Origin of the sequence: Gordonia otitidis (assembly GCF_020735545.1) — a bacterium.
Taxonomy (GTDB): Bacteria; Actinomycetota; Actinomycetes; order Mycobacteriales; family Mycobacteriaceae; genus Gordonia; species Gordonia otitidis.
On sequence record NZ_CP085974.1, the window covers coordinates 1728849 to 1742386 of the forward strand.

At 64.4% G+C, this 13538-nt stretch carries 14 protein-coding genes; 10 read left to right on the forward strand and 4 right to left on the reverse strand.

All coding sequences use genetic code 11. The features are described 5' to 3' along the window. Positions 1 to 21: 21 nt before the first annotated feature. Positions 22 to 2052 (reverse strand): phenylacetic acid degradation bifunctional protein PaaZ, encoded by a 2031-nt coding sequence (gene paaZ / locus LK459_RS07900; protein ID WP_227922602.1) that lies wholly within the window; start codon positions 2050 to 2052, stop codon positions 22 to 24. Positions 2053 to 2150: 98 nt separating this feature from the next. Beyond that, positions 2151 to 2762, reverse strand: coding sequence for a TetR/AcrR family transcriptional regulator (locus LK459_RS07905; protein ID WP_007238290.1), 612 nt, complete (start codon positions 2760 to 2762; stop codon positions 2151 to 2153). 104 nt (positions 2763 to 2866) lie between these two features. On the opposite strand from LK459_RS07905, the gene LK459_RS07910 reads away from it, so the two are divergent. The 10 genes from LK459_RS07910 (at position 2867) to LK459_RS07955 (ending at position 11541) form a co-directional block, all read left to right on the forward strand. Continuing rightward, positions 2867 to 3637 (forward strand): enoyl-CoA hydratase/isomerase family protein, encoded by a 771-nt coding sequence (locus tag LK459_RS07910; protein WP_007238291.1) that lies wholly within the window; start codon positions 2867 to 2869, stop codon positions 3635 to 3637. Then, positions 3634 to 4491, forward strand: a complete 858-nt coding sequence (locus LK459_RS07915) for a 3-hydroxyacyl-CoA dehydrogenase family protein (RefSeq protein WP_227922604.1) — start codon at positions 3634 to 3636, stop codon at positions 4489 to 4491. Before LK459_RS07910 ends, LK459_RS07915 begins: the two co-directional genes overlap by 4 nt. Continuing rightward, on the forward strand, positions 4491 to 5279 hold the full coding sequence (locus tag LK459_RS07920) for an enoyl-CoA hydratase-related protein (RefSeq protein ID WP_227922606.1): 789 nt from the start codon (positions 4491 to 4493) through the stop codon (positions 5277 to 5279). Before LK459_RS07915 ends, LK459_RS07920 begins: the two co-directional genes overlap by 1 nt. 59 nt (positions 5280 to 5338) lie before the next feature. Then, a complete protein-coding gene (gene paaA / locus LK459_RS07925) occupies positions 5339 to 6316 on the forward strand; it encodes a 1,2-phenylacetyl-CoA epoxidase subunit PaaA (protein ID WP_227922608.1) in 978 nt (325 codons plus the stop codon). Then, positions 6313 to 6606 carry a 1,2-phenylacetyl-CoA epoxidase subunit PaaB gene (gene paaB / locus LK459_RS07930; RefSeq protein ID WP_005178890.1) on the forward strand — a complete coding sequence of 98 codons (294 nt, stop codon included), beginning with the start codon at positions 6313 to 6315 and terminating at the stop codon, positions 6604 to 6606. Before paaA ends, paaB begins: the two co-directional genes overlap by 4 nt. Positions 6607 to 6619: 13 nt before the next feature. Beyond that, positions 6620 to 7552 carry a 1,2-phenylacetyl-CoA epoxidase subunit PaaC gene (gene paaC, locus LK459_RS07935; RefSeq protein WP_227922610.1) on the forward strand — a complete coding sequence of 311 codons (933 nt, stop codon included), beginning with the start codon at positions 6620 to 6622 and terminating at the stop codon, positions 7550 to 7552. Between the two features lies 1 nt (position 7553). Continuing rightward, entirely contained in the window at positions 7554 to 8075 is a 522-nt protein-coding gene (gene paaD, locus LK459_RS07940) for a 1,2-phenylacetyl-CoA epoxidase subunit PaaD (RefSeq protein ID WP_227922612.1), read from the forward strand. Positions 8076 to 8077: 2 nt separating this feature from the next. After that, positions 8078 to 9187, forward strand: a complete 1110-nt coding sequence (paaE, locus tag LK459_RS07945) for a 1,2-phenylacetyl-CoA epoxidase subunit PaaE (RefSeq protein ID WP_227922614.1) — start codon at positions 8078 to 8080, stop codon at positions 9185 to 9187. 80 nt (positions 9188 to 9267) lie between these two features. Further along, entirely contained in the window at positions 9268 to 10584 is a 1317-nt protein-coding gene (gene paaK / locus LK459_RS07950; protein WP_007238297.1) for a phenylacetate--CoA ligase PaaK, read from the forward strand. Positions 10585 to 10590: 6 nt separating this feature from the next. Then, positions 10591 to 11541 carry an AraC-like ligand-binding domain-containing protein gene (locus LK459_RS07955; RefSeq protein ID WP_227922617.1) on the forward strand — a complete coding sequence of 317 codons (951 nt, stop codon included), beginning with the start codon at positions 10591 to 10593 and terminating at the stop codon, positions 11539 to 11541. 99 nt (positions 11542 to 11640) lie between these two features. Here the strand turns inward: LK459_RS07955 and LK459_RS07960 are convergent, their stop codons facing one another. Together LK459_RS07960 and LK459_RS07965 are read right to left on the reverse strand one after the other, a co-directional pair. After that, the gene (locus LK459_RS07960) at positions 11641 to 12411 is read right to left on the reverse strand and encodes an alpha/beta fold hydrolase (RefSeq protein WP_227922618.1); all 771 of its coding nucleotides are present in this window, start codon (positions 12409 to 12411) and stop codon (positions 11641 to 11643) included. A gap of 13 nt (positions 12412 to 12424) precedes the next feature. Then, a complete protein-coding gene (locus LK459_RS07965; RefSeq protein ID WP_007238300.1) occupies positions 12425 to 13537 on the reverse strand; it encodes an NDMA-dependent alcohol dehydrogenase in 1113 nt (370 codons plus the stop codon). Between the last annotated feature and the right edge of the window lies 1 nt (position 13538).

The window sequence follows — 13538 nt, forward strand, 5'->3', positions numbered from 1 at the left end:
TTCAGGGCTGCCAGGTGATTGTCAGGGTTTCGCGACCAACGTCAGGACGTCATAGCTCGCGACCGGGTCGTCGTTCTGGTTGGTCACCACGGCGTCCCACCGCACCTCACCGTAGTCAGCGTTCTGCCTCGGGGTGATCTGTTTGGCGGTCAGCGTGACGGTCAACGAATCGTCGGCCTTGACCGGCGTGAGGAACCGGAGGTTGTCGACGCCGAAGTTGGCCAGGACCGGCCCCGGTGCCGGGTCGACGAACAACCCGGCTGCCAGCGAGACGACGAGGTAGCCGTGCGCAACGATCCCACCGAACAGCGGATTGGCCGCTGCCGCTTCGGGATCGGTGTGAGCGTAGAAGGTGTCGCCGGTGAACTCGGCGAAGTGATCGATGTCGGCGCGGGTGACCTTGCGGGGGCCGCCGACGATCGTGTCACCGATCATCAACTGACCCAGATCTTTTCGGAAGGGGTGTACTTCGGAGGCGATGCGCTGAGATCCCGCGACCCAACGGTTGCCGACAGCGGTCACCACATCCGGCGAGCCCTGAATCGCCGTGCGCTGCATATGGTGGAACACGCCTCGGATACCGCCGAGTTCCTCACCGCCGCCGGCTCGGCCCGGTCCCCCGTGGACGAGTACCGGCAAGGGTGATCCGTGCCCTGTCGACTCACGGGCATCCTCTTCGTTCAGGACGAGCACGCGTCCGTGGTACGGCGCAAGTCCACGCACGATCTCGGCGGCGAGCGCGGCGTCCTTGGTCACCACCGAAGCGACCAGACTGCCCTTGCCGCGCGCCGCCAGCGAGACAGCGTCAGCAGGGTCGGTATACCCGATCACCGTCGCGACCGGACCGAAGGCTTCGATGTCGTGCGGCTCTGGCGCCTCTTTGTCGTTGGCGCGCAGCAGGATCGGCGACATGAAGGCACCCTTGGCGGGGTCTGCACCCACTACGTCGACGTGGTCCGGGTCGCCGAACACCACCTCTGCCGACTTGGTCAGTCCTCGAAGCGATTTCAGCACTTCGTCACGCTGCTCCACGCTCGCCAGAGCCCCCATGGTCACACCCTCGGACACGGGATCACCGACGACAACGCGACCAAGTCTGGTCGACGCCGCACCGATCACCGCGTCGACGAGGGACTCGGGCACGAGCGCCCGACGGATCGCCGTACACTTCTGACCCGCCTTGACCGTCATCTCCGTGACGAGTTGCTTGACGTACAGCTCGAACTCCGGATCATCTTCTGACACATCGGTTCCCAGAATCGATGCGTTCAGCGAGTCGGCTTCGGCGGTGAAGTGCAAACCGGTCCCCGTGACCGCTGGGTGCGCACGGAGCATCGCAGCGGTGTCGGCAGAACCGGTGAACGCGACCGAATCCTGGCCACCGAGGTGGTCGAGAAGGTCGCGCGCACTGCCGCACAGCAACTGAACAGAGCCCTCCGGGAGAATCCCACTCTCGACGATCCGTCGGAACACCAACTCGGTGAGATACGCGGTCTGACTCGCAGGCTTGACTATCGAGGGCACGCCCGCGATGAATGCCGGTGCGAGTTTTTCCAGGAATCCCCAGACCGGAAAATTGAAGGCATTGATCTGTACCGCGACTCCTCGGCGTGACGTGTAGACGTGTTGGCCGACGAACGTTCCCCCCTTGCCGAGTGGTTCGACATCACCGTCGAGGGCGATCGTGTCGTTGGGTAACTCGCGACGTGCTTTGCTCGCGTAGCTCAGCAACGTCCCGAACCCGCCGTCGATGTCGACGCCCGAATCACGGGTGCTGGCGCCGGTGTGACGCGAGAGTTCGTAGAACTCGTCCTTACCCGCCATCAGCATGAGGCCGAGTTGCTTGAGAAGGGCAGCCCGTTCGTGGAAGGTCAGCGCGCCCAGAGCCGGACCTCCGACCTCTCGTGCGTAGTCGGTCATCGCCTGCAGATCCAGACCGGTCGACGAGATGCGGGCAACCTCGTGAGCGTCCACCGCACTCAGCAGTGGGGTGCCCTCATCCTCCGCCGAGAACCACTTCCCACACGCATAGCTTTTCAGCACACCGCTCACGCTTTTCTCCCTCTACCGTCCATTCGGTCGGTTATTACCATCTCCAGAGGGCACGCGAGTTGTCAAGAGCGGCACCAAAACGGCCACGGGAGACCCCGCTACTTGCGTCGCAGTCCGTCGAAGGTCATCGCCACGACCGCGTCGGCGAGCGCCTCCGAGGAGATCCCGGCCCGCGGGCGATACCACTCGATGAGCGAGTTCACCGTGCCGAACAGCAGGCGCGACACCAACGCGGGGTCCGTTCCCTCTGCGATGTCACCCTCCCGCGCGGCCGCGACGACCAGGTCGCCGACGAACTCGTCGAATTCTCGACGCCGAGCGAGTGCACGCTTTTCCACCGCGGTGTTCCCGCGCACCCGCAGCAACAGGGTCACGTACGGCAGCTCCGTCGAGAGAATGTCGACGCTGCGCCTGACCAGGTATTCGAGTCGGTCGATCGCACGCCCCTGCGTGGCTCCCGACTCCGTGGTCGCGGCGAACAGCGCATTGAGCGCGCGATTGAGCGCCAACTCGAGCAGCTCCTGCTTACCGGAGACGTGGTGATAGATCGACGACTTCGACAAGCCCAGGCGCGCAGCCAACACATCCATGCTGGTGCCGTCGTAACCCTTCTCGTTGAACACCTTGACCGCCGCAGCCAGCAGCGAATCCAGGTCGTAGCCCGGGCGGCCGACCTTCCCGGCCCGACGCGCAGTTCGTGAGGTCGTCATGAATCCATCCTCTCAGGAGCAGGGTCCGGTTTCGGCAAACACTTGCGAACCGACCAAATAGTCGGTTATTAATGAAGATGTCCACAACGTGAGGGAGATTCCGTATGTCACAGCAAGTGACTTGCGACACGCACGAGACTTCGGCCTCTGACTTCTCGCTGATCCGGGTAGAAGCCACCCGGGACCGCTATGTGGTGACACTGACACGACCGCAGCAACGCAACGCGATCAGCGGCGACATGATCGACGAACTCCACAGCGCATGTGCAGTCATCGAGCGCGACCCCAAACCGGTCATCGTCGTCGGCGATGGTGACCATTTCGCGGGGGGTGCCGACATAGCCGAGTTGCGCGCACGCAATCGTGATGACGCACTCGCCGGTATCAATCGTCGCCTCTTCGACCGTGTCGCTCGGCTCCCGTTACCCACGGTCGCGGCGGTGTCGGGCTACGCACTCGGTGGCGGTGCAGAACTGGCGTACGCCTGCGACATCAGGATCGCTTCGTCCACCGCGGTGTTCGGCAACCCCGAGCCCGGTCTCGGCATCCTCGCGGCGGCGGGGGCGAGCTACCGCCTTCCCGACCTCGTCGGCATGTCGGTGGCGAAGCAGGTCCTGCTCGGCGGGCGCAACCTCGATGCCGACGCCGCATTGCGGTTCGGCCTCGTCATGGACGTCGTCGACGATCCGCTCAATGCGGCACACGGCGTAGTCGATCGAATCACCCGTCAGGCCCCGCTCGCGGTCCGCTTGTCGAAAACGGTCATCGACGCGCCTGGCGATCACGCCTGGGCCACCGACGTCGCGCAGGCAGTGCTCTTCGAAACCGACGACAAGCGCACGCGCATGACCAACTTTTTGGAGAGGAAGAAATGAGCTCGCCCACCCCGTCTCGTGTCGCAGTGATCGGTGGCGGCCGCATGGGCGCGGGAATCGCCCAGGTCTTCGCCACCGCCGGCTCGTCGGTGACTGTCGCCGAAGCCGCCGATCGCGACGCGGCAGCCGAGCGTGTCCGCATCGGTCTCGATCGCGCAACCGAGCGTGACGCCCTCGGCGGACAGCCGGCGGCCGAGGTGCTCTCCCGGGTGACGTTCGTCGGCGCACCCGAGGACATCCCGTCCGACGCCGACCTCGTCGTCGAAGCAGTGCCGGAAGACCCGGTACTCAAGGTCGAGGTACTCGGCATCGTCGGCAAGACGGTGAGTGCCTCGACAATCATCGCCAGCAACACCAGCTCGTTGTCCATCAGTGAGCTCGGGACGGCACTCGAGGACCCCGCACGGTTCATCGGCATGCACTTCTTCAACCCGGTGCCGGTATCCGATCTCGTCGAGATCGTGCGAGCACCGGCGACGTCGGAGTCGACCACCGCCGCGGTTCGTACCTGGGTCCAAGGTCTCGGCAAGACCGCGGTGGTCGTCAATGATTCACCCGGCTTCGCCACCAGCCGACTCGGTGTCTGCCTCGGACTCGAGGCGATCCGCATGGTCGAAGAAGGTGTTGCCGACGCCGAGTCCATCGACCGCGCCATGGAACTGGGTTATCGGCATCCGATGGGCCCGTTGCGTTCCACCGATCTCGTCGGTCTCGACGTCCGCCTGGCGATCGCCGAACATCTCGCGACGACGCTCGGCGATCGTTTCGCACCGCCACAGTTGCTGCGCGACAAGGTTGCTCGCGGCGAGCTTGGCCGAAAGTCCGGAAAGGGATTCTACGAATGGAACAGGTAATGACCACCGAGACCGTCACCACGTCCGTCGACGACGGTGTGCTGACCGTGACCCTCGCCCGGCCCGGTGCGCACAACGCTCTGGACCGCTCCACCAAGACGGCCTTGCGCGCGGCACTCGAATCCGCCGCCGACGATGACTCCGTTCGTGCACTACTTCTCCTCGCCGACGGAAAGAACTTCTGCGTCGGGCAGGATCTCGCGGAACACGTGAGCGCCCTGGAGGCGTCGCCGGCGTCTGCCATGGACACGGTCGTCGACGACTACAACCCACTGGTACGAGCACTCACCGCGATCGACGTACCGGTGGTCGTCGGCATCCAGGGTGCTTGTGTAGGTGCGGGATTCGGTATCGCACTGGCCGGCGACATCCGCGTCGCAGGAGAATCGTCGAGCTTCGCCACCGCATTCGCGGGAATCGGCCTGGCCGCGGATTCCGGCTTGAGCTATCAACTCGTACGACTTCTCGGCCCGAGTCGCGCAACCGGACTGCTCATGCTCGGCGATCGCGTACCCGCAGCGCAGGCACTCGATTGGGGCCTCGTCCATCGAGTGGTCGAGGACGACGCGGTACGTGCCACCGCAACAGAGCTCGCCAATCGGCTCGCGTCCGGACCCACGGCCGCATTCCGCGAGATCGTCCGCCTGGTTCACGCACCCGATACCGGTCTCGACGATGCGCTCGACCGCGAGGCAGCAGCACAACGCATGCTCGGTCAGACCACCGATCATCGGGCGGCCGTGGAGGCGTTCCTCGCCAAAGAGAAGCCCCGGTTCGTCGGCCACTGACAGCACCACGATCCCGACCCGAGAACACCGTTCGACTCCAGCCCAAGGAATTGCCACCCATGACCACATCGCACGCGGACAGCCCGACAGAGGACGAGCTCCTCACCGTTTTCGACCAGACGATCGCCGACGACCAGCGGATCGAGCCGCGCGACTGGATGCCTGACGGCTATCGCAAGACCCTCATCCGCCAGATTGCCCAGCACGCGCATTCGGAGATCATCGGGATGCAGCCGGAAGGCAACTGGCTGACGCGCGCACCATCGTTGCGGCGCAAGGCAATCCTGACCGCGAAGGTCCAGGACGAGGCAGGCCACGGGCTCTACCTCTACTCTGCCGCCGAGACACTCGGCGCCGACCGCGACGATCTCGTCGACAAACTGTTGTCGGGCAGGCAGAAATACTCGTCGATCTTCAACTATCCGACGCTGACCTTCGCCGATGTCGGTACCATCGGCTGGCTCGTCGACGGTGCGGCAATCTGCAACCAGGTTCCGCTGTGCCGCAGCTCTTTCGGTCCATATGGTCGCGCAATGATCCGGGTCTGCAAAGAGGAGTCCTTCCACCAGCGTCAGGGTTACGAACTACTGACCGTCATGATGGGGGGCACCGACGCCCAACGGGAGATGGTGCAGGAATCGGTCAACCGGTTCTGGTGGCCGGCGCTGATGATGTTCGGCCCGCCCGACGAACAGTCGCCGAACACAGAACAGTCGATGGCCTGGCACATCAAGCGTCACAGCAACGATGAACTACGCCAGCGCTTCGTCGACATGACCGTGCCGCAGGCACAGGCGCTCGGCGTCACACTCCCCGACCCCGACCTCACCTGGAACCCCGACCGCGAGTCCTATGACTTCGGTGAGCCGGACTGGAGTGAGTTCACCGCCGTGGTCAAAGGGGACGGGCCGCTCAACCATGAGCGCATCCGCGTACGTCGCGCAGCCCACGACAACGGTGCGTGGGTCCGCGAGGCCGCCGCGGCCTTCGCTGCCCGCCAACACCGCACCGACCACGAGCAGGAGATGAACAAATGAGTCAGATCAAAGCAGAATGGCCGCTGTACGAGGTGTTCGTGCGGGGCAAGCGCGGACTCAACCACGTGCATGTCGGTTCACTGCACGCTGCAGATGATGAGATGGCCCTTCGGCATGCGCGCGACGTCTACACCCGCCGCAACGAGGGCGTCAGCATCTGGGTGGTCAGGTCCGCCGATATCACCGCGTCGAGTCCGTCGGAAAAGGACCCGTTCTTCGCGCCGAGCGGCGACAAGGTCTACCGGCATCCCACGTTCTACGACATCCCCGACAACGTCCCGCACATGTGAGAGCGATACGACGATGACAGATCACGACAACGCTTACCAGGGACTCGTCGACACACACGACATCCCCGAAGACCAGCATGGACAGTGGGCTTTCGGCACGAGCTTCGACGACCCGCTCGCCGGTGTGGACACCACGGTCCCCGACGATGTCGACACCGCGGCCCTGGGCCGATACTGCCTCATGCTCGGCGACGACGCCCTCGTCGCCGCGCAGCGATTGACCGAATGGACCACCCACGCCCCGGAGCTCGAGGAGGAGGTGGCCATCGCCAATGTGGCGCTCGACCTCCTCGGTCAGACCCGACTGCTCTTCGCACGCGCAGCAGCGGCAGACGCCTCGCTCGTGCCCTTCGTCACCCCGACATCGCCCGCGCCACCCGAGGACGCATTGGCGTTCTTCCGCGATGAGAACGACTTCCGCAACGTACGCATTGCCGAGATCGAGAACGGAGACTTCGCACAGTCGATGGCGTGGCTGACAATCCTGTCGGCCTGGCGCCTGGCGCTGTTCGCCCGACTACGCGACTCGCGTGACCCCGTACTGGCGGCGGTCGCGCGAAAGGGCGTCAAGGAGTTGACCTATCACCGCGACTACGCAGCGCGATGGATGGTCACGTTCGGCTGCGGTACCGACGAATCGCGTCGTCGACTCATCGAAGGGCTGGAACGGATCTGGCCGTACGTGAACGAGTTGTTCGAACCCACCGCCGACGAGCTCGAGCTCGCCGCGGTCGGCGTCGGCGTCGACCCGCGCACTGTCCGAATGGAATTCGACGACGTTCTCGAGCACATCTTCTCCGCCGCGGAAGTCGATGCTCCTGAAACCGCCACCGCGGGCAGACTCGGAGGACGTGCCGGTCGAGACGGCGCGCACACCGAGTTCCTCGGCCACCTGCTCGCCGAAATGCAGAGCGTTGCCCGTGCACATCCCGAAGCGTCGTGGTGAGATGACAAGCGCCACAACGGCTGACCCATACACGTCGACACCCGCGGAGGTCGTCGGAGCTGTCCTCGACCCGGAGATGCCGATGGTCACTCTCGCCGACCTCGGTATCGTGCGCGACGTGACAGTGGCGGACGACCTCGTCAGAGTGCTGATCACCCCTACCTACTCCGGGTGCCCCGCCATGGCGACAATTAGATCCGACATAGAATCCGCGCTTGCCCGTCACGGCTACCGTGACGTCGAGATCGTCACCCAGCTCGAACCGGCGTGGACGACCGACTGGATCACTGCCACCGGGCGCCGCAAGCTCGTTGCCGCCGGCTACTCCGCGCCGGGACCTGCCCCACGGCGCACCACCGGACCGATACCGCTCACGTTGACCACTCGCCCCCGCGACGTCGAATGTCCTCACTGCGGCTCGGCTGCAACGACACTCGTTTCCGAGTTCGGCGCAACACTCTGTAAGGCGCACTACCGCTGTATCGAATGCGCGGAACCGTTCGACCACGTCAAGGAGATCTGACGATGTCCACCACCACCATGGCCACCGGGTCGACACAGAGCAGGCCGTCGGCACGCTCACGAGACTTTCACACCCTCACCGTCGCCGACGTCGAGCAGCTGTGCGACGACGCCGCCGCCGTGACGTTCGAGGTCCCCGCCGACCTCTCCGAGCACTTCGCCTTCCGACCCGGCGAGTCACTCACGCTCCGTCGGGTTGTCGACGGCGTCGAGCATCGCCGGTCCTACTCGATCTGCGCACCCGTCGGTACCGCGCCACGAGTCGGTGTACGCGAGATCGATGGCGGCCTCTTCTCCTCGTGGCTCGTCCACGAGGTCCGCGCGGGCGATCAGATCGACGTGATGGCACCGAGCGGAACCTTCTACGCAGACCCGCATGCGGGTGGTAGACATCTGCTGATCGCGGCAGGTTCGGGCATCACACCGATGCTCTCGATCGCGTCGTCACTGCTGGAGCGCTCCGACGCGCAGGTAACCGTCATCTACGTCAATCGCCGTACGCGATCGGTCATGTTCGCCGAAGAACTCGCCGATCTCAAAGACGAGTACGGCCCGAGGTTCGACATCATCCACGTGCTGTCCCGGGAACCGCGTGAAGTCGAACTGTTCAGCGGGCGTCTCGACCGTGAGCGCCTCGACTCGATCCTCGACACCGTGGTTCCCACTGACGATGTCGATGACTTCTGGCTCTGCGGACCACTCGACATGGTCGAGGGGGCCAAGCGATCTCTGGCCGAACGTGGCGTCGACGCCGTTCGTATCCACAACGAGCTGTTCTACGTCGAGGCAGTTCCACCACCTGTCGCCCGCCACCGCGAGTCAACCGGTTCCGGACCCACGAGCGAGGTCACCCTCACACTCGACGGACGATCGGTCACCGGGACACTCGCTCGCGACGAGACCATCCTCGAATCCGGAGAAACGCTGCGCGCGGACCTCCCGTTCGCGTGCAAGGGAGGCGTGTGCGGCACCTGTCGCGCAAAGATCACCTGCGGCGAGGTCGACATGGTGCGCAACTACGCGCTCGAGCAGTCCGAGGTCGACGCGGGGTTCGTCCTGACCTGTCAGACCTATCCGGTCAGTGACACCGTCGCCGTCGACTTCGACAGCTGACCCACGCCACTGTTCTCGCCCGGCCCCGCTCGGCTCAGCACGATCCCACACAGTCCACAATCCTCACCACGGAGCCCACGATGACCACCACACTTCCTACCTCCACCGGCGGACACGACACGTCCGAGATCGAGTTCGCTTCCCGCGACGAGATCAGCGCACTCCAACTCGAGCGCCTGCGCTGGACGCTGCAGCACGCATACGACAACGTTCCGCACTATCGACAAGCGTTCGATGCCAAGGGTGTTCACCCGAACGACCTGAAGAGTCTCGGCGATCTCGCGCTCTTCCCGTTCACCGCAAAGGCCGACCTGCGCAACAACTATCCGTTCGGCATGTTCGCGGTTGCGCAGGACGAGATCTCCCGCCTGCACGCGTCGTCGGGAACCACCGGACGACCCACCGTCGTCGGCTACACGAGTCGGGATCTCGACAACTGGGCCGACCTGGTTGCGCGCAGTCTGCGCGCGGCGGGAGTCAGACCGAGTGACAAGGTGCACGTCGCCTATGGCTACGGGCTGTTCACCGGCGGGCTCGGTGCCCACTATGGTGCAGAACGTCTGGGCTGCACGGTGATTCCGATGTCGGGCGGTATGACCGAACGGCAGATTCAGCTCATCGAGGACTTCGAGCCCGACGCGATCATGGTGACGCCGTCGTACATGCTGACCATCGTCGACGCCATGCAGCGCCAGGGCATCGATCCCGCGAAAACCTCGCTACGCACCGGGGTGTTCGGCGCCGAGCCGTGGACCGAGCAGATGCGGACGGAACTCGAAGCCACCCTCGCGATGGACGCCGTCGACATCTACGGCCTGTCGGAGGTGATGGGTCCGGGCGTTGCGCAGGAGTGCGTGGAAACGAAAGACGGGCTGCACATCTGGGAGGACCACTTCTACCCGGAGATCATCGACCCCATGACAGGTGAGGTCCTGCCGGACGGCGAGGAGGGCGAACTGGTCTTCACCTCGCTCACCAAAGAAGCCATGCCAATCATCAGGTACCGCACCCGCGACCTCACCCGGCTGCTCCCGGGTACTGCGCGCACCATGCGGCGGATGCAGAAGGTGACCGGCCGAACCGACGACATGATCATCCTGCGTGGCGTCAACCTCTTCCCCACCCAGATCGAGGAATTGATCCTCACCGAACCGGCACTGGCTCCACAATTCCAGTGTGTACTCGACCGCCCCGGTCGCATGGACACGTTGACCGTCCGCGTCGAGTACCGGCCCGATGTCGCCGAACACCACCGAGCCCCTGCCGCGGCAAACCTGAAACGACTCATCAAGAATCGCATCGGCGTTACCGTAGACGTCATGATCGCCGAGCCGGGCTCCCTGCAGCGTTCGACAGGGAAAGCGAAGCGACTGGTGGACAACCGACCCAAGGACTAGACGACGATGCGGACCACTCGCGAACCTTCGCCCCAGATACTCCGGGATGCGGGGTTCGATGAATGGCGCGAGGCGGTTTCGTCGGCGTTCGTTCCGCTTGATGCCATCCCGCTCCAGGGCCACGGCGAGCCCTTCCGCGGCGCGCTCTCCAGCGCGGACCTCGGTGAGCTCCAGATGTCCGGAGTGATCGGCTCCCGAGCGCGTATTCGGCGTTCGCCGATCACCATACGTCGCTCCGACCCCGGCGTGATCAAGGTCGCCCTGCAGGTTCGTGGTCATTCGACCGTCACACAGCACGGCCGTGTCGCAGCGCTCGGCCCCGGGGATATCGCGGTCTACGACACCAGCCATTGCTACGAGCTGTCGTTGAACGATTCTTTCGAGATGCTCGTCGCAGTGGTCGGCCGCGCCGCGATACGCATCGGAGAGAACGAATTGCGCGATGCGACAGCCAGAACCATCGCATCGTCGACCGGAATCGGTGCACTGCTGCGGCCCGTACTCACCTCGCTCGATGAGCAGGTCCGACAGCCGCATTCGGATGCCACCGACAATCCGCTTGTCACCGAAGCAGTCGCCGACCTGGTCAGTGCGGCACTACGCGCGGCCACACCCAACCACCTCGGCAGCGGAGAAACAGTGTTGATGTCGGCACGCTCCTACATCGAGAGCACTCTCGGCGACATCACCTTGTCGCCGGCCGCGGTGGCTGCGAAACATCACATCTCGGTCCGTCAGCTACAGAAGCTGTTCGCGCACGATGGCCAGACGGTGTCCGGCTTCATCCGGCAACGGCGGCTGGCGCGCAGTCGACGCGATCTCGCCGATCCCCGTCAGGCTCACCGAAGCATCGGCGACATCGCTGCGTCGAATGGACTGGTCGACGCAGCCCACTTCTCCAAGCTGTTCAAAAGCACATACGGGATGAGTCCGCGGGAGTATCGCGACAGGCAGTAGAGCATTGGTCGCACGCCGCGGTATGACTTCGTCATCCGCGGTGTGAACGGTCTGTTCACACCGCGGATGAAGCGCACGGCTGTATGGGATACCGACGAATCACGCCGTTACACGCAGTATCTCGGCGCTGACAGCGTTGGGATCGTCATACATGGGTACATGCCCGACCCCTGCGATGCTACGACGCTCGGCCTTCGGCACCAGTTCGGCAAAACGGGTGCCGAAGGCCGATTCCGGAATCAACACGTCCTCGGTCCCCCACGCGAGTGTGACCGGCACATCGATCGGCCCCAATTCCGGAAGCGGCTCGGTGCGGAATGCTGCGATGAGCGGGTGGAAGGCGCGACAGGCGAGGTTGTCGTCGATGATTCCTACCGCCGACACAGAATCCAGTTGATCGGTTCTGTGTATCACTTTGCCGAACAACATCTTCCGGGCAGTCCGTGACCTGGTCACGGCTGCTCCGACCGGGCCGACTGCACGGTACACCCGCCGACCCACCTCGAAACCCCGGAACACGGCCTCGACGTGTGCTCCTTTCGACCAACCGAAAGCAAACGACAGACACACGACCGATCGGGCTCTCCCGCGCGCCGCGAGTTCGAGTGCGAGCCAGCCGCCGAGCGAGTTCCCGACCAGATGCGCGTCACCGACACCGGCCGAATCCAGCTGCTGTTCGATGCCGTCCGCCAGCACGTTCACTGCCGAGACACCCTCACGCGCAACGAAGTCCGGTCCGTCGCGGTGACCGGGAATCGTCGGCGTGACAACCCGGTGGTATTCCTCCACCGACTGCCGAATCGAATCCCAGTTCCGTGGACTTCCGGTCAGTCCGTGGAGACACACCAGCGGAGTGCGCAGTTCTGACATGAGAGTCTCCCGCTCAGTACATGATCACGCCGCGGATGTTCTCCGCTCTCCGCATGGCCGCGTATCCCTCGTTGACCTGATCGAGAGAGTAGGTATGCGTGATCATCTCGTCGAGCTTGAGTTGGCCCTCCATGTACAGCCGCAACAGGTGCGGGATGTCGAACCGGATGTTGGCGTTCCCGAACCACGCGCCCTTGAACGTCTTTCGCATCGCAGTCAGATCGAAGAGGCTCATCGTGACATCAGTGGCGGTCAGGTCACCGACCGACACCTGAACGCAGACACCACCTTTCGCGACGAGACTCATCGCCTGGCCGACGAGCTCGCCACGGGCGACGTCGACCGTGATCAGCACCTTGTCGGCAAGCTGACCCCAGGTGATCTCCTGCAGGAGTTCGAGCGCCTCGTCGACCGTCGCCACCGCGTGGGTCGCCCCGAACACCTTGGCCTGCTCACGCTTGAAGGGTGACGGATCTACCAGAACGACGTGCCGTGCGCCCGCGAGCGCCGCTCCTTGCACGGCACCGCAGCCGACGCCGCCCATTCCCAGCACCACGACGGTTTCACCTGCAGAGACACCGGCCGCGTACACCGAAGAACCCCAGCCCGTGGTCACACCACAACCGACGAGTGCAGCCTTGTCGAGCGGGATGTCGTTGGTGAGTTTCACGCACGAGGCCTCGTTGACGACGGTGACCGGCGCGAACGTGCCGAGCAGACACATCAGCCCCGCATCCTGCCCGTTGACGTGATGGCGTGCGGTGCCATCGGAGAGCTGGACCCCCGCAAGGAGGTTCGCACCGAGATCGCAGATGCTGGACATGCCCTTGGCACACGACGGGCAACGCCCGCACGCGGGGATGAACCCCAGCGCGACGTGATCGCCGACCTCGACGCTTTTGACACCCGGGCCGATCTCCGTCACGACACCGGCCCCCTCGTGACCGCCGATGTAGGGGTACATCCCGACCGGTACGCTGCCGTCGCGGACGTGCTCGTCCGAGTGACACATGCCCGATGCCGCGAGCTCGACCTTCACCTCACCCCACCGGGGAGCGTCGAGTTCGAGTTCCTCGATCTGCCAGTCCTGACCGGGCTCCCACAGTACTGCTGCTTGCGTTTTCACC

What these genes read in the sequence shown, in the direction of transcription:
- LK459_RS07905 (WP_007238290.1), bottom strand. Translation starts at nt 2,762, where the DNA reads ATGACGACCTCACGAACTGCGCGTCGGGCCGGGAAGGTCGGCCGCCCG.
- LK459_RS07910 (WP_007238291.1), top strand. Translation starts at nt 2,867, where the DNA reads ATGTCACAGCAAGTGACTTGCGACACGCACGAGACTTCGGCCTCTGAC.
- LK459_RS07915 (WP_227922604.1), top strand. Translation starts at nt 3,634, where the DNA reads ATGAGCTCGCCCACCCCGTCTCGTGTCGCAGTGATCGGTGGCGGCCGC.
- LK459_RS07920 (WP_227922606.1), top strand. Translation starts at nt 4,491, where the DNA reads ATGACCACCGAGACCGTCACCACGTCCGTCGACGACGGTGTGCTGACC.
- paaA (WP_227922608.1), top strand. Translation starts at nt 5,339, where the DNA reads ATGACCACATCGCACGCGGACAGCCCGACAGAGGACGAGCTCCTCACC.
- paaB (WP_005178890.1), top strand. Translation starts at nt 6,313, where the DNA reads ATGAGTCAGATCAAAGCAGAATGGCCGCTGTACGAGGTGTTCGTGCGG.
- paaC (WP_227922610.1), top strand. Translation starts at nt 6,620, where the DNA reads ATGACAGATCACGACAACGCTTACCAGGGACTCGTCGACACACACGAC.
- paaD (WP_227922612.1), top strand. Translation starts at nt 7,554, where the DNA reads ATGACAAGCGCCACAACGGCTGACCCATACACGTCGACACCCGCGGAG.
- paaE (WP_227922614.1), top strand. Translation starts at nt 8,078, where the DNA reads ATGTCCACCACCACCATGGCCACCGGGTCGACACAGAGCAGGCCGTCG.
- paaK (WP_007238297.1), top strand. Translation starts at nt 9,268, where the DNA reads ATGACCACCACACTTCCTACCTCCACCGGCGGACACGACACGTCCGAG.
- LK459_RS07955 (WP_227922617.1), top strand. Translation starts at nt 10,591, where the DNA reads ATGCGGACCACTCGCGAACCTTCGCCCCAGATACTCCGGGATGCGGGG.
- LK459_RS07960 (WP_227922618.1), bottom strand. Translation starts at nt 12,411, where the DNA reads ATGTCAGAACTGCGCACTCCGCTGGTGTGTCTCCACGGACTGACCGGA.